Genomic DNA, 26078 nt, shown 5'->3' with positions numbered 1-26078 from the left:
CTTTATTGTTGTGTAGGGTAGTTCAGGGTTAGCGCCAGGCGTTAAACCAGCCAAGCCCGTCCTGAGTGGTATTCCGTGGTTGGTATTCGCAGCCTATCCAGCCGCGATAACCTACGTCATCGAACAGCCGGAACAGCCACGGGTAGTTGATCTCGCCATCATCCGGTTCATGTCTGTCCGGTAGCGAAGCGATTTGTACATGGGCATAGCGGCCCGCGTACTCGCGAATCAGGTGACTCAAATTGCCATCCACTTTTTGCGCATGGAAAGTGTCGAGCTGGATGAACACATTCGGACGGTCAACCTCTTCTGCGATGCCCAGCGCCTGATATTGGCTGGAAAAGAGGTAGCCGGGTTTAACGCCGGGACTCAGCGCTTCGATCAAAATACGTTTATCGTGGGCGGCAAACCGGTCGGCGGCATAACGCAAATTATCGATAAACGTGGCGCGATAACGTGCGCCATCAGCGCCATCCGGCACTACGCCCGCCATGATGTGAACCTGCTCGCATTCCAGCGCCAGAGCGTATTCCAGAGCCAGATCGATATCGGCGCGCGCGTCGTGTTCGCGCCCCGGTAGCGCGGCACGTCCCCACTCGCCCGCCGCGGTATCGCCCGCCGAAGTATTAAACAGCGCCAGCGTCAGATCATGACGCGATAGCTGGGCTTTAATCTCGCTGGCGGCAAAGCCGTAGGGGAACAGAAACTCAACGGCCTGAAAACCGGCTTCGGCAGCGGCGGCAAAACGCTCGATAAACGGCGCTTCGGTAAACATCATCGACAAATTGGCGGCAAAACGCGGCATCGGGTTATCTCCTTAACTGCGCAATTTCTTCGGTGGTTAAATAACGAATCGGGCGTTCGCCAAGGATAAAAATCAGCTTTGCCGTCTCTTCCAGCTCCTCGGTATTATTAGCGGCTTCCTGCAAATTCTCCCCGCACACGACCGGCCCATGATTAGCCAGTAAAAAGGCCTGATGCCGAGCCGCCAGCGCAGCCAAATCGCGGGCAATTCGGTCATCCCCCGGGCGATAGTAGGGAACCAGCGGAATGTCGCCCATCCGCATCACCACATAGGGGGTAAACGGGCGAATCACATTTTTCGGGTCCAGTCCTTCGAGACAGGAAAGCGCCGTTGACCAGGTGCTGTGCAGATGAACTACGGCCTTGCAGCAAGGGTTATTGCGATACAACGCCAGATGAAAACGCACCTCTTTAGACGGTTTATCGCCGCTGAGCCATTCGCCTTGCGGGTCCACTTTGGATAGCCGCTGCGGGTCGAGATTACCCAGACACGAACCGGTGGGCGTCGCCAGAATATTGCCGTCCGGCAGTAACAGCGAGAGGTTGCCTGCCGAGCCGGTGGCATAGCCGCGCTGGAAAAACGAGGCGGCTATCCTGACCATCTCTTCTCGCAAAGCGTGCTCTTCTTTTGCCAGTATCGTCATACCTGAAACTCCCTTTGAGCGCGGATGAAAAAGGATTCATCGCCAAAATTACCTGACTTTAGCGCCAGCGAGACCGGCGCATGGAGCGCGTTGACCCACGGAACGCCGGGTGAAATGCACGGTCCGATGTGAAAACCGGTAATACCGAGGCTTTGCGTCACCACGCCCGAGGTTTCGCCGCCCGCCACGATAAACCGGGTGATACCGCCTTCCGCTAAGCGAGCGGCCAGCAGGGAAAAGAGCGCCTCTACCGCATGGCTGGCTTCGGTAGCGCCATATTGCTGCTGGATGGCGGCCAGCGCCTGCGTGGAGGCGGTGGCGCTAATCATTGGCGCCAGTTCGCTGTCCTGACTGAGCACCCACTGCGCCAGCGCTTCAGCGTAGGCCTCGCGCGTCTCGGATGACAGGCAGCGCGCCACGTCAACGTCGCGTGTGGGAGCATGTTGTCGATAGAAAGCCACCTGCTGATTCGTCATTTGCGAACAGGAACCGGAAAGCACCACCGCGCGACCGCTCAGCGGATAGCCTGCGGAACGGGCCTGAGAAACGCCGTGCTTCGCCCACTGACGCGCCAGCCCCATTGCCAACCCGGAACCGCCAGTCACCAGCGGGGCATCACGCAAAACCTCGCCCTGGATTTCCAGGTGCCGCTCATTGAGCGCGTCAAGTACCGCGTAGCGATATCCTTCCTGCTGTAAACGCGACAGCGCCGCACGGGTCGCGGCAACGCCTTCATCAAGCGTCTGAGCCGGAATAACGCCGCAGCGCCCTTGCGCCTGCGCTTCCATCAGACGCGGCAGGTAGCTGTCGGTCATCGGATTGATAGGGTGGTGGCGCATACCGGACTCCGCCAGCAAGTGGTTCATGACAAACAGATAGCCCTGATAAACCGTGCGTCCGTTAACCGGCAGCGCGGGAGAAATCACGGTAAATGAGGTATCCAGCGCCACCATCAGCGCATCGGTGACCGGGCCGATATTGCCTTCGGCGGTACTATCGAAAGTCGAGCAATATTTGAAATAGACTTGCTGGCAGCCCTGTTTTTTCAGCCATACCAGCGCCGCCAGCGATTGTTTTATCGCCTCTTGCGCCGGGCATGAGCGGGTTTTCAGGCTGATAACCACCGCGTCGCATCCTTCCGGTTGCGTCCCGGTTGGGACATCATTGATCTGCACTGTCGGCATCCCGTTTTCGACCAGAAAACTGGCGATGTCAGTCGCGCCGGTAAAATCATCGGCAATGACGCCAATTTTTAACATGACGGCTCCTCAGGCGTGACGCCAGGCAGAGTAATCCCCGAGAAAATTTTGATCACAGCGCTGTCATCCTCTTTGCCATAACCGGCGTTACTGGCGCTGGTGAACATATTTAACGCCGTAGAGGCCAGCGGTAAGGGGAAGCGCAGCGCTTTCGCCGTGTCGGCAACCAGCCCCAAATCTTTGACAAAAATGTCGACGGCCGAACGCGGGGTATAGTCGCCGTCAACGACATGCTGCATACGGTTTTCAAACATCCAGGAGTTTCCGGCGGCATGGGTCACGACGTCATACATCACGTCCAGAGGAATACCGGCCCGCGCGGCCAGCGCCATCGCTTCGGCCGCCGCCGCAATATGCACGCCAGCCAGCAGTTGATGAATGATTTTGACGGTTGAGCCTGCGCCCGGCGTATCGCTGATGCGATAAACGTTGCTGGCAACGGCGTCCAGCACAGGCTTCAGGCGGGTAAACGCCGCCTCGCTCCCGGAGGCCATCACCGTCATTTCGCCCTGCGCCGCTTTTACCGCGCCGCCGGAAACCGGCGCATCCAGCATGTTAAGATTCAATGCCGTCAACGCCGCGGCGATCTCTTGCGCGTCGGCGCTTGAGATCGTGGACGAAACCATCACCGCGCTTCCGGGTTTCATCAGATGGGCGACGCCATCCTCACCGAATAACACCTGTCTGACCTGGGCGGCATTGACGACCAGAATGACTAACGCATCCACGACGCCGGCGAACTCCCTGGCGCTGGCGGCAGCCCCACAAGCCCCTTCAGCGAGAAGATTCGCGCACGCTTGCGGGTTAAGATCGGCCCCCCATGTGGAAAGCCCGGCGCGCAGGCATGAACGCGCAGCGCCCATTCCCATTGAGCCAAGCCCCACAATGCCGACATGAAAATCAGTTCCTGTTGTCATTATCACTCCATGTTAATTTACGTGATATTATGTTTTGTTATGTGAATATAGGCGTTTTTGTAAACAATTGCGGTGAGTTGTTTCACAAAAAATAACAAAATGTGTTATTTTTTGTGAAGGCAATCCTCATAGAACTTCACACGCTGTGACGAGAAATCGCGTAAAATCGCGACAGGACTAAAGAAAGGAGCAGACGTTGATACCTACTGAGCGTCGACAAATCATTCTTGATATGGTGGCGGAGAAAGGCATTGTCAGTATCGCTGAACTGACCGAGCGCATGCATGTATCCCACATGACTATCCGCCGTGATTTACAAAAACTGGAGCAGCAAGGCGCGGTAATCCAGGTCTCTGGCGGCGTGCAATCATCGACTCGCGTGGCGCACGAGCCCTCGCATCAGATCAAAACCGAACTGGCGACGCCGCAGAAAGCGGCGATTGGCAAACTGGCCGCCAGCCTGGTACAGCCAGAAAGCTGTATCTACCTTGATGCAGGTACTACCACGCTGGCGATTGCCAGGCAGCTGGTTACGATGAATAAACTTACGGTGGTGACCAATGATTTCGTTATCGCCGATTACCTGATGGACAATAGCGATTGCACAATTATTCACACTGGCGGGGCGGTATGCCGGGAAAACCGATCGTGCGTCGGTGAAGCCGCGGCGACGCTTTTGCGCGGGTTGATGATTGACCAGGCCTTTATTTCCGCCTCTTCCTGGAGCGTGCGCGGTATTTCAACGCCGGCAGAAGATAAAGTCACGGTGAAACGGGCCGTCGCCAGCGCCAGCCGCCAAAAAATTCTGGTGTGCGACGCGACCAAATACGGCCAGGTCGCGACGTGGCTGGCGTTACCGCTGGCGGAATTCAACCAAATCGTCACCGATGACGGCCTGCCGGAAAGCGCAATTCGGGCGCTGGCCAAAGTGGATATCTCACTGCTGATGGCCAAAAAATAGCGAAGCGGCGCAAGCCGCTTACGTCATCATCTTGCGTACCAGTTGCGTAAACTGTTCGCGTTCTTCAGCGCTCAGTCGCCCCAAAAATTCATCGTCAACGCGATCCCCCAGTGGTATCGCGGCGGCGAGCAACGTTTGGCCCTGAACGGTGAGATAGACAAAACGCCGACGTTTATCCAGCGGATCGTTTTCTCGCTTTACCAGCCCACGATTTTCCATCCGGCTTAACATCTCCGCCAGCGTCGCTTTAGTGCTAACCGCCGCTTCGGTCAGATCGACCTGTTCAATACCCGGATGTTCAGCAATAACGCGCATCACCGCATATTGAGGTTTGGTGAGCTCCGGTAGTTCATGCTGCCAGCGTGCGGTATGTTGCTGAAAAAGTTGGCGTAACAGATGAAACGCGGTGTTTCGTAACTCCATGAGCGCTCCGGATAAATTAACTTTTTCTATCATAACGACTTATGCACGGTTTTTTAATGACGAATGCTTTAGCTAAACGTGCGCAGGCATCGGGAGCGATCTTGTCGCAAAGGCCGTGTGGGCGTATTTTGATCAAAATGTTCGTATACGAACGATATTTGAGGTAAGAAATGAGATTGATTGTGGGGATGACCGGTGCGACCGGCGCGCCGCTTGGCGTCGAGCTACTCCAGGCATTGCGGGCGATACCTGATGTTGAAACGCATCTGGTAATGTCAAAGTGGGCGAAAACCACTATTGAACTGGAGACGCCCTACACGCCCGCTGAGGTAGCCGCCCTGGCAGATTATTGTCATAGCCCGGCCGATCAGGCGGCGACCATTTCCTCCGGCTCATTTCGTACCGACGGCATGATTATTATCCCCTGCAGTATGAAAACACTGGCGGGGGTTCGCGCCGGCTATGCCGAGGGGCTGGTGGGACGCGCTGCCGATGTCGTGTTGAAAGAGGGTCGCAAGCTGGTGCTTGTGCCGCGGGAAATGCCGCTCAGCACGATTCATCTGGAAAACATGCTTGCGCTTTCTCGTATGGGGGTGGCGATAGTGCCGCCCATGCCCGCGTTCTATAACCTGCCGCAAACCGTTGACGATATTATCCAGCACATCGTAGCGCGCGTTCTCGACCAGTTTGGTCTGGAGCATACGCGCGCGCGCCGCTGGCAAGGACTGCGACAGGCAGCAAATTTTTCACAGGAGAATGGATAATGGCATTTGATGATTTGCGCAGTTTTTTACATGCGCTGGATCAGCAGGGACAACTGCTGAAAATCAGCGAGGAAGTGAATGCGGAGCCGGATCTCGCCGCCGCTGCCAACGCAACGGGACGCATCGGCGATGGCGCGCCCGCGCTTTGGTTTGACAATATTCGTGGTTTTACCGACGCCCGCGTGGCGATGAATACCATCGGTTCCTGGCAGAACCATGCCATCTCACTGGGTTTGCCGCCTAACACGCCGGTTAAAAAACAGATCGATGAATTTATTCGCCGCTGGGACAATTTTCCGGTAGCGCCGGAACGACGGGCGAATCCGGGCTGGGCGGAAAATACCGTCGACGGCGACGCGATCAACCTGTTTGATATCCTGCCGCTGTTTCGTCTGAACGACGGCGACGGCGGATTCTATCTGGATAAAGCCTGTGTGGTATCACGCGATCCGCTCGATCCCGATAACTTCGGCAAGCAGAATGTCGGCATCTACCGCATGGAAGTTAAAGGCAAGCGTAAGCTGGGTCTGCAACCAGTGCCGATGCATGATATCGCATTGCACCTGCACAAAGCCGAAGAGCGCGGGGAAGATCTGCCGATTGCGATCACGTTGGGTAACGATCCGATCATTACCCTGATGGGCGCAACGCCGCTGAAATACGATCAGTCAGAGTATGAAATGGCAGGCGCGCTGCGTGAAAGCCCCTATCCTATCGCCACCGCGCCGCTGACCGGTTTTGATGTGCCGTGGGGATCTGAAGTCATTCTTGAAGGGGTCATCGAAAGCCGTAAACGTGAAATTGAAGGACCGTTCGGCGAATTTACCGGCCACTATTCCGGTGGTCGCAACATGACCGTGGTGCGTATCGATAAGGTCTCTTACCGCAGCAAACCCATTTTTGAATCGCTCTATTTAGGTATGCCGTGGACGGAAATCGACTACCTGATGGGGCCGGCGACCTGCGTGCCACTGTATCAACAGCTGAAAGCCGAATTTCCGGAAGTGCAGGCGGTAAACGCCATGTACACCCACGGCCTGCTGGCCATCATCTCAACCAAAAAACGCTACGGCGGCTTTGCCCGCGCGGTGGGCCTGCGAGCGATGACGACGCCGCACGGTCTGGGATATGTGAAGATGGTGATCATGGTCGATGAAGATGTCGATCCATTCAATCTGCCACAGGTGATGTGGGCGTTGTCGTCGAAAGTGAATCCGGCTGGCGATCTGGTACAGCTACCGAATATGTCCGTCCTGGAACTGGATCCGGGCTCAAGCCCGGCGGGGATTACCGACAAGCTGATCATTGACGCCACCACGCCGGTTGCGCCAGATAACCGTGGTCACTATAGCCAGCCGGTTGTTGATTTACCGGAAACTAAAGCCTGGGCTGAAAAGCTGACCGCCATGCTGGCCAACCGTAAATAAGGAGTAACCGATGATTTGTCCACGCTGTGCCGATGCACATATTGAACTCATGGCGACTTCGCCGGTAAAAGGAGTCTGGACGGTATATCAGTGTCAGCATTGTCTGTATACCTGGCGCGATACCGAACCGTTACGCCGTACCAGCCGCGAACACTATCCACAAGCGTTTCGCATGACGCAAAAAGATATTGATGACGCGCCAATGGTGCCGAGTATCCCGCCGCTGCTGGCAGAAGACAAACGGTAAAAAAAAGGCCAGTCGACAGACTGGCCTTTTTTTGACAAGGGTACTTACTCGCGGAACAGCGCTTCGATATTCAGCCCCTGCATCTGCAGAATTTCGCGCAGACGGCGCAGGCCTTCAACCTGAATCTGACGAACACGTTCACGCGTAAGACCGATTTCACGGCCTACATCTTCCAGTGTCGCAGCTTCATATCCCAGCAGACCGAAACGGCGCGCCAGCACTTCACGCTGTTTGGCGTTCAGTTCGAACAACCATTTGACGATGCTCTGTTTCATATCGTCATCTTGCGTGGTGTCTTCCGGACCGTTCTCTTTTTCATCGGCCAGGATGTCCAGCAACGCTTTTTCGGAATCACCGCCCAGCGGGGTGTCTACCGAGGTAATGCGCTCGTTGAGACGAAGCATACGGCTGACGTCATCAACCGGTTTATCCAGTTGCTCTGCAATTTCTTCCGCACTCGGTTCGTGGTCCAGTTTATGCGACAACTCACGTGCGGTGCGCAGGTATACGTTCAGCTCTTTAACAATGTGAATCGGCAAGCGAATCGTACGGGTTTGGTTCATAATCGCCCGTTCGATTGTCTGGCGAATCCACCAGGTTGCGTATGTTGAGAAGCGGAACCCGCGTTCCGGGTCAAACTTCTCGACTGCACGGATAAGCCCCAGGTTGCCCTCTTCAATCAGGTCCAGCAACGCCAGTCCACGATTGCCATAACGGCGGGCAATTTTTACCACCAGACGCAGGTTACTCTCAATCATGCGACGGCGAGAAGCGACATCTCCACGCAGTGCGCGACGCGCAAAATAGACTTCTTCTTCGGCTGTTAACAGTGGTGAATACCCAATCTCACCAAGGTAAAGCTGAGTCGCGTCCAACACACGCTGTGTGGCCCCTTGCGATAACAGCTCTTCTTCAGCCAGGTCGTTATCACTGGGTTCCTCTTCACTCAAGGCTTTTTCGTCAAAAGCCTCTACTCCGTTCTCATCAAATTCCGCGTCTTCATTTAAATCATGAACTTTCAGCGTATTCTGACTCATAAGGTGGCTCCTACCCGTGATCCCTTGACGGAACTAGCAAGTCAAAGCCTGGTTCCGCCGCTTTATCGCTGCGGTAAATAACGCAGCGGGTTTACGGATTTCCCCTTGTAACGAATTTCAAAATGCAAGCGTGTAGAGCTGGTGCCGGTGCTACCCATAGTAGCGATTTTTTGCCCCGCCTTAACTTCCTGTTGTTCCCGGACCAGCATCGTATCATTATGGGCGTAGGCACTCAGGTAATCATCGTTATGTTTGATGATAATAAGATTACCGTAACCACGCAGTGCGTTACCGGCATATACGACGCGCCCATCAGCGGTTGCGACGATAGCCTGTCCCTTACTGCCTGCAATGTCGATCCCTTTATTGCCCCCTTCGGAAGCGCCAAAGTTTTCGATCACTTTGCCATCCGTCGGCCAGCGCCATGCGGAAATCGGCGCGCTGGTTGACGTACTGCTTGCATTTGGTTCGGTCGTGCTTACCGTTGGTGCCGTTACAGGCGCTGTGACAACCGTCCCAGCAGGCTTGTTGTTTGGCAACATTTTGTTAGCACTTTGTTCACCTGAGCCCTCAGAATACGTAATTGTTGGTTGAGACGCAACTGCAACGGTGGAATTTTGTGCAGACCTGGTCACAACTCCTTGCTGTGCTGCATCCGCCTGGGTGATCGCATTTCCGCCAGTAATTGGCGTACCGGATGCGTTACCAACTTGCAAAGTTTGCCCTACATTCAGGCTATACGGGGCAGAAATACTGTTTCTCTGGGCCAGATCGCGGAAATCGTTCCCGGTAATCCAGGCGATGTAAAAAAGCGTATCACCCTTTTTCACGGTGTAAGTACTGCCACCCGTATAGCTACCTTTCGGAATATTCCCATACTGGCGATTGTATACGATTCGCCCATTTTCCATCTGCACGGGTTGTTCCGTGACCGTTTGAGTTTGCATGGGCTGCGTTACAGGACGCTGAACGGGTTGAATTTGCGGCGCTTGTTGCGGCGTTTGTTGCGTCGTCGCGCCCATTTTTGGCGGCGGTGTGATCAACATCCCGGAATTGGTATTTGATGACGACCCACTGTCCACAGACGTGACCGGCGCCGGAGGGTTTGACGAACTGGTACAACCTGCCAGCCATAGTGAAACCAGTGATAGTGCCGCAATGCGACTAACGGTGAATTTTGGGCTTCCCGCGCTCATTTATCCCCCAGGAAAAAATTTGGTTAACAACCAGTGACGTAAGAACCGTGCAACGCATTAAGTGAACACGGGAAAATGTGTTCACGATACGCTTAACCCACCGGGAATAACCAGGAAAACTCCAGGTATTCGTTTCGGCTTCATCAGGCGTAATAGTGGGTGTTTGCAGGGCAAACTAGGCCAGCTCTCCCTTGACTAACGGGACGAAGCGAACGGCCTCCACGGTATCGATAATAAATTCGCCGCCCCGGCGACGCACGCGTTTCAAAAACTGCTGCTCATCGCCCACGGGCAGAACAAGAATGCCGCCTTCATCCAACTGTGCCATGAGCGCGGTAGGAATTTCCGGCGGCGCAGCCGTCACAATGATAGCGTCAAACGGCGCACGCGCCTGCCAGCCTTGCCAGCCATCGCCATGACGGGTAGAAACATTATGTAAATCGAGCTGCTTCAGGCGGCGACGCGCCTGCCATTGCAGCCCCTTAATCCGCTCAACGGAGCAAACGTGATGTACCAGATGCGCCAGAATCGCCGTCTGATAGCCGGAACCGGTGCCAATTTCCAGCACCCTGGATTGCGGCGTCAGTTCGAGCAGTTCCGTCATTCGCGCCACCATATAGGGCTGCGAAATCGTCTGACCCTGGCCTATCGGCAAAGCGATATTTTCCCAGGCCTTATGTTCAAACGCTTCATCAATAAATTTCTCGCGCGGCACTGCGGCAAGCGCATTAAGCACCTGCTCATCTCTGATGCCCTGCGCGCGCAATTGTTCAAGAAGAGCCTGTACACGTCCACTTACCATTGCGTGCCAACTCCCACGCTGTCTAACCAGTCTGAAACCACATCATGCGCGCTGTGCGCGGTTAAATCCACATGCAACGGCGTGACGGAGACGTAGCCTTCATCCACCGCCGCGAAATCGGTATCCGGCCCGGCATCGTATTTATCGCCCGGCGGGCCAATCCAGTACAATGTATTACCGCGCGGATCTTCCTGCGGGATTACTTTATCCGCTGGATGGCGGCTACCACAGCGAGTCACGCGGATGCCTTTAACCTGCGCTAACGGTAGATCCGGGACATTCACGTTGAGAATACGCCCGGTACGCAACGGCTCCCGGCTTAACCCTCGCAAAAGCGCGCAAGTCACGGCCGCAGCCGTATCATAATGCTGATAGCCGTTAAGGGAGACCGCTAATGCCGGAAAGCCGAGATGACGGCCTTCCATCGCCGCGGCGACAGTACCGGAATAGATCACATCATCGCCCAGATTCGGACCCGCGTTAATACCGGAAACAACAATATCCGGACGCGGACGCATTAAGGCATTAACGCCCAGATAGACGCAATCGGTCGGCGTCCCCATCTGTACGGCGATATCGCCATTATCAAAGGTAAAAGTACGAAGCGAAGATTCCAGCGTGAGGGAATTAGACGCGCCGCTGCGGTTACGATCCGGGGCTACGACCTGTACATCAGCAAACTCACGCAGCGCTTTCGCCAGCGTTTGTATACCGGGCGCGTGAACCCCGTCATCGTTACTCAGCAATATGCGCATAATCACCCATTGTGTTGATCAGTTCCCTTACTACGCTGGTGGCAAAACTGCCTGCGGGCAGCCAGAAACGTAACTCGACGGTAACGTCATCCCACCAGTTCCAGCTTAATTGTTGCGGATAAAGCAGCATCGCTCTGCGCGACGCCTCTACTTTTTCGCGCAGCAACAGCGATTGCAACACCGTTTCCTGGGCAATGGCATCTTGCTCAAACGCCAGCGCCGCACGCTGTGTTCCCCACTCTCCGCTGCCCGGCAACGACGCTGTAATCATCAGCTCTTTTTCGTCTACCCGGCGCTGCAATTCAGGCAGTTCTTCAGATGTCGCGACGAACCAGCTTCCACGCCCCGCTAATTGTAGCGCATCGCCGTCAACAACTTGATTAAAGTCTGGTTTCTTCAGCCGCTGGTGAACAATTTGATTAAACAACGCGCTACGTGCCGCCGACAACCAAAAACTGCGTTTATTGCGATCGCGCACCGGCGCGTTACTTTGCGCCCAGCGCAGCGCGCCCTGCAAGTTGCTGCCGCCAATGCCGAATCGCTGTGCGCCGAAATAGTTCGGCACGCCGCCATCGCGAATCGCCTGCAATCGTGTTTCGACATCGCGGCGATCGCTTATTTCACGCAACACCAGCGTAAAGGCATTGCCTTTCAGCGCGCCTAAACGCAGCTTACGCTTGTGACGCGCGTATTCCAGCACTTTACAACCTTCCAGCTGAAAGGCGCTGAAATCGGGCATCTCTTTCCCCGGCACGCGCGCGCACAGCCACTGCTCGGTAACGGCGTGTTTATCTTTTTGCCCGGCAAAGCTCACTTCGCGAGCGTGAATTTTCAGGAATTTCGCCAGCGCGTCAGCGACAAAACGGGTATTGCAACCGTTTTTCAAAATACGCAGCAGAATGTGCTCGCCTTCACCATCCGGCCTAAAGCCTAAATCTTCAACCACCACAAAATCTTCCGGATTCGCTTTCAGCAATCCGCTACCTTGTGGCTTTCCGTGCAGCCAGGTGAGATTGTCAAACTCTGTCATTTCGCCGCCTTCATCAGCAACGCGACCGCTTCGCAGGCAATGCCTTCTCCACGTCCGGTAAATCCGAGCTTTTCCGTCGTCGTCGCCTTCACGTTAACCTCATCCATATGGCAGCCGAGATCTTCGGCGATAAAGACGCGCATTTGCGGAATATGCGGCAGCATTTTCGGCGCCTGCGCAATAATGGTGACATCCACGTTGCCGAGGGTGTACCCCTTCGCCTGAATACGACGCCAGGCTTCGCGCAGCAGTTCGCGGCTATCCGCTCCCTTAAATGCCGGATCGGTATCCGGGAAGAGCTTGCCGATATCGCCAAGCGCCGCCGCGCCCAGCAGCGCATCGGTCAGCGCATGTAACGCCACATCGCCATCGGAATGCGCCAATAGCCCTTTTTCATAAGGGATACGCACGCCGCCAATGATAATCGGCCCTTCTCCGCCAAACGCGTGTACGTCAAAACCGTGTCCAATTCGCATTATGCTTTCTCCTGGTGGATGGTTCGGGTCAGATAAAATTCCGCCAGCGCCAGATCTTCCGGGCGGGTGACCTTGATGTTATCCGCGCGACCTTCTACCAGCGCCGGATGAAAACCACAATACTCCAGCGCTGACGCCTCGTCGGTGATGGTCGCGCCTTCATTCAGCGCACGCGTCAGACAATCGTGCAAGAGCTCGCGGGGGAAAAACTGCGGGGTGAGCGCGTGCCATAAATCGGCGCGCTCTACGGTATGGGCAATAGCGTTTTTCCCTGGTTCGCCGCGTTTCATGGTGTCGCGCACCGGACTGGCGAGGATACCGCCGACCCGGCTGTTTTCGCTGATAGCCAGCAACCGCGCAAGGTCATCCTGATGCAAACAGGGTCTTGCCGCGTCGTGCACCAGCACCCACTGCGCCTTTGCAACGGCCTGTAACCCGGCCAAAACGGAATCAGCGCGTTCGTTGCCGCCATCCACAACGGTGATTTGCGGATGATTCGCCAGCGGAAGTTGGGCAAAGCGATGATCGCCAGGACTGATAGCAATAACAACGCGTGTCACCCGAGGATGCGCCAGCAGCGCATGAACTGAGTGCTCCAGAATGGTTTTATTACCGATTGAGAGATACTGCTTAGGACATTCTGTTTGCATTCGGCGGCCAAATCCGGCCGCCGGCACCACGGCGCAAACGTCCAATAAAGTGGCTGCCATGTTAAATCCCTGGATGGTTTATCGATGAGTTTGCCCCGCCGTTGCCGCGCGTTTTGAGGCGTCAGGCACCAGACGATAGAAGGTTTCGCCCGGTTTGGTCATGCTAAGTTCGTTGCGCGCGCGCTCCTCAATCGCTTCCTGGCCACCATTGAGATCGTCAATTTCGGCAAAAAGCTGATCGTTACGCGCTTTAAGTTTGGCGTTTGTCGCCTGCTGCGCGACCACATCATCGTTGACGCGGCTATAGTCATGTATGCCGTTCTTACCGAACCACAGCGAGTACTGTAGCCAGACCAGTAAAGCCAGCAACAGCAGCGTTAGTTTACCCATCCTGCCCCCTGAAAAACGGCATCATCATCCCATAACGTCCTCTGTGACTCCACATTCAGGACGGGATTGCCGCGACAACGCCGGCAAATGTACCACATTTGCCGGATGTTACGTATACCCGAGTAAGGAGAACATAATCTCATTGTTGGTTACGGTTTGAATTATGACCGGAGGCGCAGTGATAACCCGTCTACCCTAATAGCCATATAAATAACGCGCCGAACAGCGCGCCTACGGCCAGTAGAGTAAACATGATGCTAAAAAGTATTTTGCCCTTTACCAGCAGATGCAACGCAATGCCGATAATCACCGATACCGGCATTAACGCGAGGAAAAAGGGCCAGGTATAGAGGAAAAAAAACAGCGTGTTAGGGCCATAAAGCAGAAAAGGGATCCCCAACGCCAGCAGCCATGACACAAAGCCGACCACCGCCCCCGGAAATGCACTGGTGGCGTCATCGTCGACCATGAAGGCGTCTGACCTTGTGAAAGTAATGTTATGGCTATTACGCATATTAAATCCTGTAACCTTGACCATACCGGGCATACAAGCCCGGTGGTGTCTCAGGATCTGATAATATCGCGCCGTCTCAGCAGGTCTAATAATTGGGAAACCAAATTTGTTACTAATTGTTCACCATTAAGATGAACCTGGGGCGAGTCAGGCGCTTCGTAAATGGCGTCGATGCCGGTAAAGTTACGCAACTCGCCCGCGCGCGCTTTTTTATACAACCCTTTAGGATCGCGCTGTTCACAGATAGCCAGCGGCGTATTGACATAAATCTCGATAAAACGATCGTGGCCGACGCGCTCTTTTACCAGTTGCCGCTCGGCGCGGTGCGGAGAAATAAATGCCGTCAAAACAATCAGGCCGGCGTCCGCCATCAGACTGGCCACTTCGCCTACCCGCCGGATATTCTCCTGGCGATCGGCATCGCTAAAGCCTAAATCACGGCACAAACCGTGGCGCACATTATCGCCATCCAACAGGTAGGTACTGACGCCACGCTGATGTAACGCCTCTTCCAGCGCGCCGGCCACCGTTGATTTTCCCGAACCGGAGAGTCCGGTAAACCACAGCACCACGCCACGGTGGCCGTGGAGCTGTTCACGGGCGGCGACAGTAACGGGATGAGAGTGCCAGACCACGTTCTCATCATGCAGCGCCATGTTTATCTCCCAGCAAATCGCGGGCGTCCCAGTGCGGAAAATGACGGCGTACCAGCGCATTCAGCTCCAGCTCAAACGCACTGTATTCCACGGGCGGCGTCGCTCCGCGTTCATCCAGTTCCCGCACCATGCCTGCGCCCACGGTGACGTTAGAAAGTCGGTCGATAAAAATCAGCCCGCCCGTCACCGGATTTTGCTGATAAATATCCAGCGCGAGCGGCTCATCGAATGTCATCTCCACCAGACCAATACCGTTTAACGGCAGGCTCTCGACGTCTCGTTGGGTCAGATTGTTGATATCAATCTGATAGCGAATAGCCTCGATACGCGCGCGGGTTTTCTTACCCGCAAGTTTAACGTCGTAGCTTTGGCCCGGTGCCAGCGGCTGTTCCGCCATCCATACCACATCGATCGCGGCGTGCCGCGCAGGTGCCAGCGTCTCGTTTGCCGCCAGCAGCAGATCGCCGCGGCTAATATCAATGTCGTCGTTGAGTACCAGGGTAATGGCTTCGCCCGCATAGGCTTCTTCTTTATCGCCATCAAAAGTGACGATACGCGCCACGCTGGATTCCACGCCAGACGGCAGCACTTTAATGCGCTCTCCGACTTTGACGCTACCAGACGCCAGAGTGCCGGCATACCCCCGAAAATCAAGATTCGGGCGATTGACGTACTGTACCGGAAAGCGCATCGGCTGACGGTCTACCGCACGCTGTATGTCTACCGTTTCCAGGACTTCCAGCAGCGTCGGACCGCTGTACCAGCGCATATTGGCGCTCTGCGCGGCGACATTATCCCCTTCCAGCGCCGAAAGCGGGACAAAGCGAATGTCCAGATCGCCTGGCAACTGTTCAGCAAAAGTCAGGTAATCTTCGCGAATACGAGCGAAGGTCTCTTCGCGGTAGTCAACGAGATCCATTTTGTTGATTGCCACCACCAGGTGTTTGATCCCCAACAGAGTGGAGATAAAGCTATGGCGACGCGTCTGATCCAGCACGCCTTTACGCGCGTCGATCAGTAGGATCGCCAGATCGCAGGTGGACGCTCCGGTCGCCATATTCCGGGTATATTGTTCATGGCCCGGCGTGTCGGCGATAATAAATTTTCGTTTTTCCGTGGAGAAATAGCGGTACGCGACGTCAATAGTAATGCCCTGCTCACGCTCGGCCTGCAGCCCATCTACCAGCAGCGCCAGATCGAGTTTTTCTCCCTGCGTGCCATGACGTTTACTGTCATTATGCAGAGAAGAGAGCTGATCTTCATAAATTTGCAGGGTATCGTGCAGCAAACGACCTATCAACGTACTTTTACCGTCATCAACGCTGCCACAGGTTAAAAAACGCAGCAGGCTTTTGTGTTGTTGGGCAATCATCCAGGCTTCGACGCCGCCTTCATTGGCGATTTGTTGTGCAAGTATGGTGTTCATGGCGGCTCCTTAGAAATACCCCTGACGTTTTTTAAGCTCCATCGACCCCGCCTGATCGCGGTCAATCATCCTCCCCTGGCGCTCGCTGGTGGTAGAAACCAGCATCTCTTCGATAATTTCCGGCAGCGTTTGCGCGTGGGATTCCACCGCCCCGGTGAGCGGCCAACAGCCAAGTGTACGGAAGCGCACCATCCTTTTTTTGATGACTTCGCCAGGCTGGAGATCGATACGATCGTCATCCACCATCATCAACATGCCGTCACGTTCCAGAACCGGGCGTTCAGCAGCCAAATACAGCGGCACGATGTCGATGTTTTCCAGCCAGATGTATTGCCAGATATCCTGCTCTGTCCAGTTGGAGAGCGGGAAGACGCGTATACTTTCGCCTTTATTAATCTGACCGTTATAGTTACGCCACAACTCTGGACGCTGATTTTTCGGGTCCCAGCGATGGAAACGGTCACGAAAGGAGTAAATACGTTCCTTCGCGCGGGATTTTTCCTCATCGCGCCGTGCGCCGCCGAACGCGGCATCGAAACCGTACTTATTCAGCGCCTGCTTTAACCCTTCGGTTTTCATAATGTCGGTGTGTTTAGCGCTACCGTGAACGAACGGATTGATGCCCATCGCCACGCCTTCCGGATTTTTATGTACCAGCAACTCGCAGCCATATGCGTTGGCGGTACGATCGCGAAAGGCGTACATCTCACGGAATTTCCAACCGGTATCAACGTGTAATAGCGGGAACGGTAACGTACCCGGATAAAACGCCTTACGCGCCAGATGCAGCATGACGCTGGAGTCTTTACCAATGGAGTACAGCATGACCGGATTAGCGAATTCCGCTGCCACTTCACGGATAATGTGGATACTTTCCGCCTCCAGTTGCCGCAGGTGGGTGAGTCGTTTTTGATCCATAACCGTTCCTTTGCAATACCGTTTTTTGCTAAACATTTCGATTACACGACTATAGGGAGCGCAGGAGAGTGAATGAAATGACGAATTGGAATGAGTAGTTCCTCAAAGGAATAACGCGGCCCAAAAACCAATATCAAAAAATGCTTAACGTACCGGATTGCCAGCATTTAGGAGCAAATGAAATTGTATTAACACGATCGCGGTTTCATACTAGCCACGTAAAATTTTGTTCTGTATTTAAGGACTCATTATGTTTTCCGCAACGCGCCGCTTTGCCGTCATTCTGGCGCTCGGCGTAGGCTTTATCCTTCCTGCACAAGCAGCATCACCAGGGCCTGGTGAAATAGCGAATACTCAGGCGCGACATATCGCCACCTTTTTTCCCGGGAGAATGACGGGCTCCCCCGCCGAGATGTTATCTGCCGATTATTTACGCCAACAATTTACCCAGATGGGATACCAAAGCGATATTCGAACGTTTAATAGCCGATTTATTTATACCACGAAGGATAATCGCAAAAACTGGCATAACGTGACGGGCAGCACGGTCATCGCCGCCCATGAAGGGCGCGTGCCGCAGCAGATCATTATTATGGCGCATCTGGATACCTACGCTCCGCAGAGCGACGCTGATGTCGATGCCAATCTGGGCGGTTTAACGTTACAGGGAATGGATGATAATGCCGCGGGATTAGGCGTTATGCTGGAACTGGCGGCGCACCTGAAAGATATACCGACCCATTATGGGATTCGTTTTATCGCCACCAGCGGGGAAGAAGAGGGAAAGCTAGGCGCGGAAAATTTACTCAAACGAATGAGTGACGCTGAGAAGAAAAATACGCTGCTGGTCATTAATCTCGATAACCTGATTGTTGGCGACAAGCTCTATTTTAATAGCGGGAAAAATACGCCGGAAGCGGTGCGTACACTGACCCGCGATCGGGCATTAGCGATTGCGCGCCGTTATGGTATCGCCGCCAACACCAATCCGGGACGCAATCCATCCTACCCCAAAGGAACGGGTTGCTGTAATGATGCGGAGGTTTTCGATAAAGCGGGAATATCGGTGCTTTCTGTTGAGGCGACGAACTGGAATCTGGGTAAAAAAGACGGATACCAGCAACGCGTGAAAAATGCATCCTTCCCGAACGGCAATAGCTGGCACGACGTACGGCTTGATAATCAACAGCATATTGACAAGGCGCTGCCAGGGCGGATTGAGCGCCGTAGCCGCGATGTAGTGCGGATAATGCTGCCGTTGGTAAAAGAGCTGGCGAAGGCGGAAAAAACGTCCTGATATGCTGGTGAAACGTGTTTATCCCCGCTGACGCGGGGAACATTTTTCAGCCCTTGCCGACTGCGGAACGCCCCTCGGTTTATCCCCGCTGGCGCGGGGAACACGCTTCGAGTGATGGAAAGACAGGAGTTGTCTTCGGTTTATCCCCGCTGGCGCGGGGAACACGTTTCTGCCGAGTTCAGCAAATTCCCCAGTTGCGGTTTATCCCCGCTGGCGCGGGGAACACGCGGTAATGTGAATTAATATATATGTATCATGCGGTTTATCCCCGCTGGCGCGGGGAACACATATCCTCGTCGCTGGCGGTTCCCCAGGACCCCGGTTTATCCCCGCTGGCGCGGGGAACACCCTGTTGAGCCAACTTCAAAAATGTTAGTGGCCGGTTTATCCCCGCTGGCGCGGGGAACACGGCAGGCGCGCGCTATGGCCCCGCTAAAATTTCGGTTTATCCCCGCTGGCGCGGGGAACACCACCTCAACGACGGTGACGGTGAGAGCAGCCGCGGTTTATCCCCGCTGGCGCGGGGAACACTGTGCTGCTTTGGTGCGATTCTCACTGTAGTCCGGTTTATCCCCGCTGGCGCGGGGAACACTTACGGGTGACGCGCCGGAACAGGTTCTGAACCGGTTTATCCCCGCTGGCGCGGGGAACACGGCCATGACCAGGCAGGGATTGCCCGCCAGGGCGGTTTATCCCCGCTGGCGCGGGGAACACGCCGTATCAGCGATCTGCTGTTAGAACACGAACGGTTTATCCCCGCTGGCGCGGGGAACACTCAAGCCAGTTTCTAACGATATCGTCCACCAGCGGTTTATCCCCGCTGGCGCGGGGAACACTTTTATTTTGATGATGTCGCAGAGCAGCTCTGCGGTTTATCCCCGCTGGCGCGGGGAACACTAAAGCAACAAGTTAGCCGGTCAAACGACCGGCGGTTTATCCCCGCTGGCGCGGGGAACACTAATTGCTCCTGATCCATTGTGGTTGTAGCAACGGTTTATCCCCGCTGGCGCGGGGAACACGATCGGGGCGGGTAGAAGCAAGTGAGCACTGGCGGTTTATCCCCGCTGGCGCGGGGAACACGATTACCCCTGAATTAGTCCACGACAAAATACCGGTTTATCCCCGCTGGCGCGGGGAACACAACTGCTACGCCCTTTCTGACCACTGGCGTGACGGTTTATCCCCGCTGGCGCGGGGAACACTCTAAATCTACCCAATTGAATTTAAATACTTTTTTAGCGCACAAAAACCCACCAACTTTTCCTAATTTTTAAAGATCTCTAACTTATTGATTTTCAACAGGTAGAAACGACACCAATCGCAGTCCATCAAGATCTACCGGAATACGTCGATTTACACCAAAAGTCTGAAACTCAAAACCTGATTCTGTATTTGTCGCCCACGCCATAACAACATTTCCCTCATCTGCCAGAACGGAAACCTGTTGCCATATCATCTCGCGGATCTTTGCGGAAACATCACCAACATACACACCAGCTCGAATTTCCAGTAACCAGACGGCCAGCCTCCCCCGCAGACGAGGAGGAACATTTTCGGTAACGACAACCAGCATACTCATCGTTAGGTACTCCGATGACCGGAATCTCCCAACGCAACAGGAAGAGGGATCGCTATGGGTTGTGAATCTTCAGGAGGTAACGGCGGTTGAATTTCCCCTGCCGCGAGAACATCTTCAATAAGAGGAATCAATTTCGCCAATGTTTTTCCACTGCGGAAGATATCCCGGCAGGCAATACGGACATCACGATCAGGCTCGGCAGGATTACGTCGCGCAATTTCAAATGCTTTCGGTACAACGGTCTCAAATTTAATGATATCGGCAATATCATAGACAAAAGAAAGCGGCTTGCCGGTGTGCACAAATCCAATCGCGGGCGCATATCCGGCAGCCAGTATTGCCGCCTCCGTTACGCCATAGAGGCAGGAGGTTGCCGAGCTGATACACTGATTAATGACATCGCCTTTCTCCCAGTCTTTCGGATCGTAGCGACGTCCCTGCCATTTCACGCCATACTGCTTAGCAAGTAGTGCATAGGTTGCCCGCACACGGCTCCCCTCAATACCACGCAATTGATCTACAGAACGACGGCTCGGCGCGGGTTCGCCAAAACGTAATTCAAACATTTTACGCACGACCTTCAGCCGCAAATCTTCATCCAGTGCAAGTTTCGCCTGATAAAGCAATTTGTCGGAACGGGCACCACCTGGCTGCCCCGAAGCGTAAACGCGTACGCCCGCTTCCCCCACCCACACCAGTAACGTACCCACCGTTGCCGCAAGTCGCACGGCGGCATGGGAAACCCGCGTCCCCGGTTCCAGCATGATGCAGGCCACCGATCCAACAGGAATATGGGTACGTACACCCGTTTTATCGATAAGCACAAACGCACCGTCGATCACATCTATTTGTCCGTACTGGAGAAATATCATCGAAACACGGTCTTTCAACGGGATGGGATTCAGCGGCAGCCAGCTCATCAACGTTTCCTTTTTACCATCAGCATTCCGCAGCCCAGCGCTTTACTTTTACCTAATCCGGAAAATAAAGCCTGTTTAAACAGTGCTGCATCGGTGATACAGAGCGCACCGCTAAAATCAACGCTACTGAAAGTGATTGGGGTTTCCTGGTCTTTACGGACAAAACGATGCTGCTGATACGCTTGCACGCATCCACAATGCGCCTGCAATTCACTGTACTCGTCACCAGCCCACATAGCGAAATCATCAGGTTCCGGTGCAATCAACCGGAAACCATGCTGCTGCCCTTGTTGTTCCAGCCACGCCTGCGCGGCCTGCTGTTGAAGCTCCCACCACCGTTCTTTCTCCACACCATTCGCCTTCGCCTGATGTTTCGCGTTCATCATCACGTCACTGCGCTTACCGTTACGGGTTATCACCGGGTTAGCTCGTAGTTGAAAATCAAGCTCAAGACCATTTGTCAGTTGCGGATTAAATGGTTTGGTTTCAATAAGAAACAGGGAGTGCTGCGATAACGGCGGTATTGCCGAGAGCATAAAAAAGCCGCCATGCGCCTCTTCGCGAAACAGAAACTGACGCAATTCCTGTTCCGGAAAGAGCTGCCATAACCACTGGTGGCTGGCATAAGGCCTGGCTGAATTCCACTTTGCCAACATCTCCGGTCGCAAATTATTAAACCGGAGTTGAATACGAGAAAGATACATTATGTTCTCTCCTGCAACGGCCCATTGAAGCGGGTGTAGCCGCCAAACTGCCAGCGTTGGCGGCTAACTGGCTGGTTATTGCTATGCTGCTTTTGTTGCCAGACCAGACTCTCCTCATCAGGATCATCCCAATAACAAATACCCTCACGCAGGGTAAATCCACTTAATTCCGCTGCGGAAATCTCCTCCACAGCATGGGTGAATACCTCTTTTAAGGTGCCGGTCATTAAACGCGCCGCTAACGGTAACGCCAGCGGGCAGGATTTTCTCCCCAGATAGAGCGGAAAATGCGGTGTCAGCAGCGCCTCTCGCAATTCGCTAAGCGAATGTGGTGCATCAGGCGTGGCGCTTATTGCCACATGCCAGTAGCCGTCGCAGCGATATTCTCGCTGCGAGATAAGCGTCCCCACTTCATCCGGCGCGAGAGTCAGTTCATCCCGGCGCGTGTAGTAACGATACTTTTTGTTTTCTCGCGGCGCGCTAACCGTGTGATAATCCCGCAGCCAACGATCTTGTGAAGCCAACGCGTGCACCGCCAGATGATAGTGCCGGTTAAAGTTATTCAGCCGCGCTTCTTCGTCGCGACGAATTCCTAACGCTGCGGCAAGCAGACCCAATAGCGCAGAGCGCGTGGGAACCGTAGCTGAGTGGCGAATCTCGCCAGACGCTTCTTCCCCCCACGACGCCAGCGGCGCATAGAGCTGAAAAACCAGATATTCCTTCATTATTCATCCTTACTGGCTAACAAAGGCCAGTAATTCCGCCAGAGATCCCGTACCTTCCTGAACGTTCAACTCGCGATAATCGTCTGCACAGTTTCCGTATACGCTATCGAAGCTGGCGCGCTGCTGTTTTAAACGGGTTATTGCCGCAGGAATTTGATCGGTATCGCGTACCGGCTGGAAAAATGCCGCCGCCAGAGAACGCGGTTGTTTTTGCCCGACTTCGGCCAACGCATAGGTGGCATAGGCACGAGAAGCGAAGCTGTTTTGTTTACCGGTTGGCGAGACGGTTAACGCTGTTTCAGTGAGTGCCGCGATAGTACGCTTCGCCAGTTCTTCGTTACCACCCAGGTTTTCCACCAGCAGATCGCGGCTGATACAGACATAGGTGTAGAAAAGCGCCGAGGCAAAACCCTGCTCGCCCATATGCCCGGAACCTGCGTCTTCCTCTTTATTATTCAGATCGTCAACGGCGGTGAAAAAATCAGACTCAACGGTCACGGCACTTACGCCCAACGCATGGGATACCTGACAAGCAGCCTCGACGTTGAACTCAGGCGATGACGCCAGCATACGGCCAAACAGCGCCATATCTACGCTACGCTGCTCTTTGCGCAAAAGCTTCACTTCTTCATCGTTAGGTTCGCGTTTGTCGGCAATTAGCGTATCAACCAGTTGTTTAATCAAACTAATTTCATGGTTACTGACGTGAACGATCTGCTCAATTTCGAGATTTTTTTCCGGTTTCGCATCTTTATCACTTTTAAGCTTGCCAAATTGCTTAGCGATTAAATCAGACGAACTCTTAGCAATTTTTTCTTCAATTCCGGCATCTTTCATCGGACGATAAACATAATCCACGCCAATTCGACGAGTACGCTTACCCATAAAACCATCCATTGCCGCTTCAAAAGTTTCCGACACCCGCCAGGCACGCTTCAGACTTTGCGACGATACGCGTAAACGCTCAACTCCTCCCATAAACGCGGTCTTCGGTCTGCCAGACTCATCACGATTCAGGTTAGCGGGCGCATAAGCAGTCAATAAATGCAGTTGAATAAAAGTTGTCATTATCAAATCCTTCTAAAAATGATTATTTGCCACGCGACGTGGAAAGATATTCGTTCGCCCAACGGATGCGATTTCGTTCAAAGGGGTTACGGAATTCCGGCTGATGGTTTTCGCGTCGTTGCCACTCTTCCATCCACAGGAAAATGCCATCGGCAAGTGAAAGAACATTCACCCCCTCCGTACCGCGAATCTTCACTGCCTGAATCAACAACTGGCAAAATGTTTCCGGGTCGGACGCTTTTTGCAAACGTTCAAAACGCAGACCAGAAACGCACGACGTGGAACCTTTAAGCTTTTCCCCTAACTGCGCAGCGAAACTAATATTCGCCTTATGACTCTTAATATGCACAGCGACGCTGACAAACAGAGCCAGAGCCATCTCATCAAGAGGTTGCAGTCGCATATGTTTAAGCAGCGCCTGGCGGAGAGCGTCATGCCCTTCACATATCATTACGCCATATGGCGGCGCCATTCTTTTCAACTCAGCCCGCCAGGCGCGACCGTTGACTCGTTTACCATCCTTGTGCTCATAACGCTCAGACAGCGTAGCAAACCAGTCAAGTAGCGCCTTCTGCGCATCGGGGTGGAGAATTCTGCATAACGCTGCGGTATTGCTGTTCAGCATATTTGGCTTCCTTCTGTTATTCGACCAGCGCCAACACATCCTTGCGCGCTTTATGTTTACGATAGCTGCTGGCTAAATCCTGTCGGGCCGTCAGCTGGCGCTGCAGGATATCATCCGGGCAGTCGGGGTTGGTCAGGGCATCACGGTCAAAAACGTGAAATAGATAGTGTGCTAATTCCGCCTCCCACTGACTTACTGCGTGGCGAGTCTGCGTATCCTGCCGAAGCGGATCGACAGCCAGCGCCTCTTGCAACGCCCGAAAAGCGGGTTCGGTTTCCTGCCAAAAGGCGATATCTACCATACTGAAATCCATTTTGGCTTCTTTCGGACAATCGAATTTGGCGCTCTTTAGCGCATTTCTCAGCAGTGACAGCGCTTCTGATGCCAGCACCAGCACGGTGTTAAGCGCAGCGAGAAATTGCTCTTCATGGGAAACGCTAATGAGCGGAATTCGGTGCTGATACCAACAGCGAGCCTTGGCGTTATCCATATCAAATGCAAAACACCACAGGCTCATATTGTTCCGCTGTCCGGCGGCACGAACGACCTTCGCAGGCTGCATTTTGTTGAACTTATCCTCGCGATTAAGCATCAGCCCCAGCCAGTCTTTATAACTTAACCCGCCCGGCTGCCCTTTCAGCGCCAGCCAGGGCGCTGAAGGATCTTTCAGCGCCTGCCGATAAGGAGAAAAGGGATGAAGCCAGCCGTCATACTGAACGCCATAATTTTTACTGCGCATTTGCAGCAGCAGCGATTCGTGATACTCCCCGCACAAATCGCAGATACCTGCCACAGTGTGGGTGAAATCCAGTTCTATGCGCCGCGGCATCCCCCAGTAGGCTTGCAAGGGGTGCGCATTATCCGGTGTGACCACATTCCCCGCTTTTTCGCTGGTTTTCGTCGGCGCAAGCCAGGGAAAAATGAGTGGATGCTGTGTAACATTCGGCGGCTCTTCCTGCGGCAAAACGTTAAGCCAAAGTTTTTTCCATAGTGGATATTTATCTTCTTCCTGCGGTACCACCAGCGTAGTCAGCGGACCACCGCCGCGCATCCCTACCCGGTAACCCGCCCCGCCGGCAGGTGAATTGGTTTGAATCGCAAATAGCGCTATCGCCGCGCAGTGAGGACATATTTGTTCTACGTTGCCACGTTTTACAAAATGATCTTTATTGAGCTTGAGCGCATTACCGCCCGGCGCATCCACCAGCAGCCCGGCAATAGAACCATATTCACTATCGAGAGGATCAAAACTTTGCAGGAAGGAAGGTTTTTGCTCGCCGAACTGTAGAGCCAGAGAAATCGTATTTAACGCCTTCTCCCATTGTTCGAATTCGATACCGTCATGCCAGATATCCGCCCATTCTTCTTTATCTTCCGGCGCGATGGTACATTGTAAAATACCAATCAGCATTTGCCATGCTGCCCCCTGGAAATCGGGCCGGGGGTATGCAAGATCCTGAATGCGGTTATCCAGAAGATCGCGTAATGATATTTTCTTTTTATCGCCGTTTGAGAATATGACGGGAAGCCATTTCTCTTTGATTAAATCCATAGAATTACTCCTGTAAAACGGGAGTGAAGCAGAGCCAACACGGAAAACCAGATGCCTGTAAAGGTTGGCCCCTTATGGGGCCAACTGGACGCTAATGCTTCAATGCAGAACAGAGAAAAGCCAAGAACAGCAGCATTTCTGTGTGATTGAGTGCAAAGGTTATCACCATACAGGTTCCATTTTTTGTTGCTGGCAACTAGGACGTCCGTTTAGAATGCAAGTGCTAAGTCGCTTCAGTAGTGGATGTCCCCTATCCAAGGGGCTCCATTGCTGAAGTCCCAACCCCCCCCCTTGTTGGTATCTATAATAATT

General features: G+C 53.9%; 30 protein-coding genes and 1 CRISPR repeat array. Of the genes, 6 read left to right on the top strand and 24 right to left on the bottom strand.

Annotation, left to right across the window (positions count from 1 at the left end):
• Positions 1-28: 28 nt before the first annotated feature.
• The 4 genes from ACLD3P_RS15220 to ltnD are packed head-to-tail and all read right to left on the bottom strand — an operon-like array spanning position 29 to position 3624.
• Entirely contained in the window at positions 29-805 is a 777-nt protein-coding gene (locus ACLD3P_RS15220) for an HPr family phosphocarrier protein (RefSeq protein ID WP_001136891.1), read from the bottom strand.
• A gap of 4 nt (positions 806-809) precedes the next feature.
• Entirely contained in the window at positions 810-1448 is a 639-nt protein-coding gene (locus ACLD3P_RS15215; RefSeq protein WP_097362701.1) for an aldolase, read from the bottom strand.
• The gene (otnK, locus tag ACLD3P_RS15210; protein ID WP_000912488.1) at positions 1445-2707 is read right to left on the bottom strand and encodes a 3-oxo-tetronate kinase; all 1263 of its coding nucleotides are present in this window, start codon (positions 2705-2707) and stop codon (positions 1445-1447) included. Before otnK ends, ACLD3P_RS15215 begins: the two co-directional genes overlap by 4 nt.
• A complete protein-coding gene (ltnD, locus tag ACLD3P_RS15205; RefSeq protein ID WP_000206958.1) occupies positions 2701-3624 on the bottom strand; it encodes an L-threonate dehydrogenase in 924 nt (307 codons plus the stop codon). Before ltnD ends, otnK begins: the two co-directional genes overlap by 7 nt.
• Positions 3625-3820: 196 nt before the next feature.
• Between ltnD and ygbI the strand changes: the two genes are divergently transcribed.
• Complete coding sequence (ygbI, locus tag ACLD3P_RS15200; RefSeq protein ID WP_000613178.1) at positions 3821-4585, top strand: DNA-binding transcriptional repressor YgbI; 765 nt, start codon at positions 3821-3823, stop codon at positions 4583-4585.
• A gap of 18 nt (positions 4586-4603) precedes the next feature.
• Here the strand turns inward: ygbI and ACLD3P_RS15195 are convergent, their stop codons facing one another.
• Positions 4604-5008: a MarR family winged helix-turn-helix transcriptional regulator gene (locus ACLD3P_RS15195; protein ID WP_000423338.1), complete on the bottom strand. Its 405-nt coding sequence runs from the start codon at positions 5006-5008 to the stop codon at positions 4604-4606.
• A gap of 170 nt (positions 5009-5178) precedes the next feature.
• Between ACLD3P_RS15195 and ACLD3P_RS15190 the strand changes: the two genes are divergently transcribed.
• From ACLD3P_RS15190 to ACLD3P_RS15180, 3 genes are read left to right on the top strand one after another with little or no spacing between them, the layout of a single operon-like run.
• Positions 5179-5772, top strand: a complete 594-nt coding sequence (locus ACLD3P_RS15190) for a non-oxidative hydroxyarylic acid decarboxylases subunit B (protein WP_001237180.1) — start codon at positions 5179-5181, stop codon at positions 5770-5772.
• Entirely contained in the window at positions 5772-7199 is a 1428-nt protein-coding gene (locus ACLD3P_RS15185) for a non-oxidative hydroxyarylic acid decarboxylases subunit C (protein WP_000863168.1), read from the top strand. Before ACLD3P_RS15190 ends, ACLD3P_RS15185 begins: the two co-directional genes overlap by 1 nt.
• A 10-nt stretch (positions 7200-7209) precedes the next feature.
• Entirely contained in the window at positions 7210-7446 is a 237-nt protein-coding gene (locus ACLD3P_RS15180; RefSeq protein WP_000562964.1) for a non-oxidative hydroxyarylic acid decarboxylases subunit D, read from the top strand.
• 44 nt (positions 7447-7490) lie between these two features.
• On the opposite strand, the gene rpoS is transcribed toward ACLD3P_RS15180, so the two are convergent.
• Both rpoS and nlpD read right to left on the bottom strand, forming a co-directional pair.
• Positions 7491-8483 (bottom strand): RNA polymerase sigma factor RpoS, encoded by a 993-nt coding sequence (rpoS, locus tag ACLD3P_RS15175; protein ID WP_079794525.1) that lies wholly within the window; start codon positions 8481-8483, stop codon positions 7491-7493.
• A gap of 62 nt (positions 8484-8545) precedes the next feature.
• A complete protein-coding gene (gene nlpD / locus ACLD3P_RS15170) occupies positions 8546-9628 on the bottom strand; it encodes a murein hydrolase activator NlpD (protein WP_253777083.1) in 1083 nt (360 codons plus the stop codon).
• On the opposite strand from nlpD, the gene ACLD3P_RS15165 reads away from it, so the two are divergent.
• Positions 9558-9716, top strand: coding sequence for a peptidase (locus tag ACLD3P_RS15165; protein WP_223148970.1), 159 nt, complete (start codon positions 9558-9560; stop codon positions 9714-9716). The two genes, nlpD and ACLD3P_RS15165, sit on opposite strands and share 71 nt — an antisense overlap.
• A 138-nt stretch (positions 9717-9854) precedes the next feature.
• Here the strand turns inward: ACLD3P_RS15165 and ACLD3P_RS15160 are convergent, their stop codons facing one another.
• The 10 genes from ACLD3P_RS15160 to cysD all read right to left on the bottom strand — a co-directional run bounded on the left by ACLD3P_RS15160 (position 9855) and on the right by cysD (position 17296).
• On the bottom strand, positions 9855-10481 hold the full coding sequence (locus ACLD3P_RS15160; RefSeq protein ID WP_000253545.1) for a protein-L-isoaspartate(D-aspartate) O-methyltransferase: 627 nt from the start codon (positions 10479-10481) through the stop codon (positions 9855-9857).
• Positions 10475-11236, bottom strand: a complete 762-nt coding sequence (surE, locus tag ACLD3P_RS15155) for a 5'/3'-nucleotidase SurE (protein ID WP_001221538.1) — start codon at positions 11234-11236, stop codon at positions 10475-10477. Before surE ends, ACLD3P_RS15160 begins: the two co-directional genes overlap by 7 nt.
• Entirely contained in the window at positions 11217-12266 is a 1050-nt protein-coding gene (truD, locus tag ACLD3P_RS15150) for a tRNA pseudouridine(13) synthase TruD (protein WP_000134241.1), read from the bottom strand. The genes surE and truD overlap by 20 nt, the downstream gene beginning before the upstream one ends.
• A complete protein-coding gene (gene ispF / locus ACLD3P_RS15145) occupies positions 12263-12742 on the bottom strand; it encodes a 2-C-methyl-D-erythritol 2,4-cyclodiphosphate synthase (protein WP_001219245.1) in 480 nt (159 codons plus the stop codon). The genes truD and ispF overlap by 4 nt, the downstream gene beginning before the upstream one ends.
• Positions 12742-13452 (bottom strand): 2-C-methyl-D-erythritol 4-phosphate cytidylyltransferase, encoded by a 711-nt coding sequence (gene ispD, locus ACLD3P_RS15140; RefSeq protein ID WP_000741649.1) that lies wholly within the window; start codon positions 13450-13452, stop codon positions 12742-12744. Before ispD ends, ispF begins: the two co-directional genes overlap by 1 nt.
• Before the next feature lie 18 nt (positions 13453-13470).
• Positions 13471-13782 carry a cell division protein FtsB gene (gene ftsB, locus ACLD3P_RS15135; protein WP_000517480.1) on the bottom strand — a complete coding sequence of 104 codons (312 nt, stop codon included), beginning with the start codon at positions 13780-13782 and terminating at the stop codon, positions 13471-13473.
• A 190-nt stretch (positions 13783-13972) separates the two neighbouring features.
• Complete coding sequence (locus ACLD3P_RS15130) at positions 13973-14296, bottom strand: DUF3561 family protein (RefSeq protein ID WP_001537530.1); 324 nt, start codon at positions 14294-14296, stop codon at positions 13973-13975.
• A gap of 50 nt (positions 14297-14346) precedes the next feature.
• Positions 14347-14952: an adenylyl-sulfate kinase gene (gene cysC / locus ACLD3P_RS15125; RefSeq protein WP_001173663.1), complete on the bottom strand. Its 606-nt coding sequence runs from the start codon at positions 14950-14952 to the stop codon at positions 14347-14349.
• Complete coding sequence (gene cysN / locus ACLD3P_RS15120) at positions 14939-16378, bottom strand: sulfate adenylyltransferase subunit CysN (RefSeq protein ID WP_001092259.1); 1440 nt, start codon at positions 16376-16378, stop codon at positions 14939-14941. The genes cysC and cysN overlap by 14 nt, the downstream gene beginning before the upstream one ends.
• Positions 16379-16387: 9 nt before the next feature.
• Complete coding sequence (cysD, locus tag ACLD3P_RS15115) at positions 16388-17296, bottom strand: sulfate adenylyltransferase subunit CysD (RefSeq protein ID WP_000372384.1); 909 nt, start codon at positions 17294-17296, stop codon at positions 16388-16390.
• Positions 17297-17546: 250 nt separating this feature from the next.
• Here cysD and ACLD3P_RS15110 point away from each other — a divergent pair, with 250 nt between their 5' ends.
• Positions 17547-18593, top strand: a complete 1047-nt coding sequence (locus ACLD3P_RS15110; protein ID WP_220569660.1) for an aminopeptidase — start codon at positions 17547-17549, stop codon at positions 18591-18593.
• 14 nt (positions 18594-18607) lie between these two features.
• Positions 18608-19795: direct repeats of the CRISPR family, unit length 29 nt; unit sequence CGGTTTATCCCCGCTGGCGCGGGGAACAC.
• Positions 19796-19878: 83 nt separating this feature from the next.
• Here the strand turns inward: ACLD3P_RS15110 and cas2e are convergent.
• Genes cas2e through casA form a run of 7 tightly spaced genes read right to left on the bottom strand, consistent with a single transcriptional unit; the run spans position 19879 to position 25766 of the window.
• Positions 19879-20172 (bottom strand): type I-E CRISPR-associated endoribonuclease Cas2e, encoded by a 294-nt coding sequence (gene cas2e / locus ACLD3P_RS15105; protein ID WP_000062282.1) that lies wholly within the window; start codon positions 20170-20172, stop codon positions 19879-19881.
• Between the two features lie 2 nt (positions 20173-20174).
• Entirely contained in the window at positions 20175-21092 is a 918-nt protein-coding gene (gene cas1e, locus ACLD3P_RS15100) for a type I-E CRISPR-associated endonuclease Cas1e (RefSeq protein WP_000118674.1), read from the bottom strand.
• On the bottom strand, positions 21092-21796 hold the full coding sequence (cas6e, locus tag ACLD3P_RS15095; RefSeq protein WP_411006291.1) for a type I-E CRISPR-associated protein Cas6/Cse3/CasE: 705 nt from the start codon (positions 21794-21796) through the stop codon (positions 21092-21094). Before cas6e ends, cas1e begins: the two co-directional genes overlap by 1 nt.
• A complete protein-coding gene (cas5e, locus tag ACLD3P_RS15090) occupies positions 21796-22521 on the bottom strand; it encodes a type I-E CRISPR-associated protein Cas5/CasD (RefSeq protein ID WP_000666424.1) in 726 nt (241 codons plus the stop codon). Before cas5e ends, cas6e begins: the two co-directional genes overlap by 1 nt.
• Positions 22522-22530: 9 nt before the next feature.
• Positions 22531-23589, bottom strand: coding sequence for a type I-E CRISPR-associated protein Cas7/Cse4/CasC (cas7e, locus tag ACLD3P_RS15085; RefSeq protein ID WP_171991908.1), 1059 nt, complete (start codon positions 23587-23589; stop codon positions 22531-22533).
• 22 nt (positions 23590-23611) lie between these two features.
• Entirely contained in the window at positions 23612-24214 is a 603-nt protein-coding gene (casB, locus tag ACLD3P_RS15080) for a type I-E CRISPR-associated protein Cse2/CasB (RefSeq protein ID WP_023224615.1), read from the bottom strand.
• A 16-nt stretch (positions 24215-24230) separates the two neighbouring features.
• A complete protein-coding gene (gene casA, locus ACLD3P_RS15075) occupies positions 24231-25766 on the bottom strand; it encodes a type I-E CRISPR-associated protein Cse1/CasA (protein WP_411006290.1) in 1536 nt (511 codons plus the stop codon).
• Positions 25767-26078: the final 312 nt, after the last annotated feature.

The sequence above is a fragment of the Salmonella sp. 741265073_HBA genome, from assembly GCF_046569105.1.
Taxonomy (GTDB): domain Bacteria; phylum Pseudomonadota; class Gammaproteobacteria; order Enterobacterales; family Enterobacteriaceae; genus Salmonella; species Salmonella enterica.
The sequence above is the reverse complement of the archived record's forward strand: the minus strand, read 5'-3'. Positions and strand labels throughout refer to the sequence as shown.

Bases quoted from the DNA above. Each gene is read 5' to 3' on its own strand.
- ACLD3P_RS15160 (WP_000253545.1), bottom strand. From the start codon at position 10,481: ATGGTAAGTGGACGTGTACAGGCTCTTCTTGAACAATTGCGCGCGCAG.
- ACLD3P_RS15220 (WP_001136891.1), bottom strand. From the start codon at position 805: ATGCCGCGTTTTGCCGCCAATTTGTCGATGATGTTTACCGAAGCGCCG.
- cas1e (WP_000118674.1), bottom strand. From the start codon at position 21,092: ATGAGCTGGCTGCCGCTGAATCCCATCCCGTTGAAAGACCGTGTTTCG.
- ispF (WP_001219245.1), bottom strand. From the start codon at position 12,742: ATGCGAATTGGACACGGTTTTGACGTACACGCGTTTGGCGGAGAAGGG.
- ACLD3P_RS15185 (WP_000863168.1), top strand. From the start codon at position 5,772: ATGGCATTTGATGATTTGCGCAGTTTTTTACATGCGCTGGATCAGCAG.
- otnK (WP_000912488.1), bottom strand. From the start codon at position 2,707: ATGTTAAAAATTGGCGTCATTGCCGATGATTTTACCGGCGCGACTGAC.
- ACLD3P_RS15180 (WP_000562964.1), top strand. From the start codon at position 7,210: ATGATTTGTCCACGCTGTGCCGATGCACATATTGAACTCATGGCGACT.
- cysD (WP_000372384.1), bottom strand. From the start codon at position 17,296: ATGGATCAAAAACGACTCACCCACCTGCGGCAACTGGAGGCGGAAAGT.
- truD (WP_000134241.1), bottom strand. From the start codon at position 12,266: ATGACAGAGTTTGACAATCTCACCTGGCTGCACGGAAAGCCACAAGGT.
- ACLD3P_RS15110 (WP_220569660.1), top strand. From the start codon at position 17,547: ATGTTTTCCGCAACGCGCCGCTTTGCCGTCATTCTGGCGCTCGGCGTA.
- ACLD3P_RS15195 (WP_000423338.1), bottom strand. From the start codon at position 5,008: ATGGAGTTACGAAACACCGCGTTTCATCTGTTACGCCAACTTTTTCAG.
- casA (WP_411006290.1), bottom strand. From the start codon at position 25,766: ATGGATTTAATCAAAGAGAAATGGCTTCCCGTCATATTCTCAAACGGC.
- cysN (WP_001092259.1), bottom strand. From the start codon at position 16,378: ATGAACACCATACTTGCACAACAAATCGCCAATGAAGGCGGCGTCGAA.
- ACLD3P_RS15190 (WP_001237180.1), top strand. From the start codon at position 5,179: ATGAGATTGATTGTGGGGATGACCGGTGCGACCGGCGCGCCGCTTGGC.
- casB (WP_023224615.1), bottom strand. From the start codon at position 24,214: ATGCTGAACAGCAATACCGCAGCGTTATGCAGAATTCTCCACCCCGAT.
- ispD (WP_000741649.1), bottom strand. From the start codon at position 13,452: ATGGCAGCCACTTTATTGGACGTTTGCGCCGTGGTGCCGGCGGCCGGA.
- cas5e (WP_000666424.1), bottom strand. From the start codon at position 22,521: ATGAAGGAATATCTGGTTTTTCAGCTCTATGCGCCGCTGGCGTCGTGG.
- ACLD3P_RS15130 (WP_001537530.1), bottom strand. From the start codon at position 14,296: ATGCGTAATAGCCATAACATTACTTTCACAAGGTCAGACGCCTTCATG.
- ltnD (WP_000206958.1), bottom strand. From the start codon at position 3,624: ATGACAACAGGAACTGATTTTCATGTCGGCATTGTGGGGCTTGGCTCA.
- rpoS (WP_079794525.1), bottom strand. From the start codon at position 8,483: ATGAGTCAGAATACGCTGAAAGTTCATGATTTAAATGAAGACGCGGAA.
- cysC (WP_001173663.1), bottom strand. From the start codon at position 14,952: ATGGCGCTGCATGATGAGAACGTGGTCTGGCACTCTCATCCCGTTACT.
- ACLD3P_RS15215 (WP_097362701.1), bottom strand. From the start codon at position 1,448: ATGACGATACTGGCAAAAGAAGAGCACGCTTTGCGAGAAGAGATGGTC.
- ftsB (WP_000517480.1), bottom strand. From the start codon at position 13,782: ATGGGTAAACTAACGCTGCTGTTGCTGGCTTTACTGGTCTGGCTACAG.
- cas7e (WP_171991908.1), bottom strand. From the start codon at position 23,589: ATGACAACTTTTATTCAACTGCATTTATTGACTGCTTATGCGCCCGCT.
- surE (WP_001221538.1), bottom strand. From the start codon at position 11,236: ATGCGCATATTGCTGAGTAACGATGACGGGGTTCACGCGCCCGGTATA.
- cas2e (WP_000062282.1), bottom strand. From the start codon at position 20,172: ATGAGTATGCTGGTTGTCGTTACCGAAAATGTTCCTCCTCGTCTGCGG.
- cas6e (WP_411006291.1), bottom strand. From the start codon at position 21,796: ATGTATCTTTCTCGTATTCAACTCCGGTTTAATAATTTGCGACCGGAG.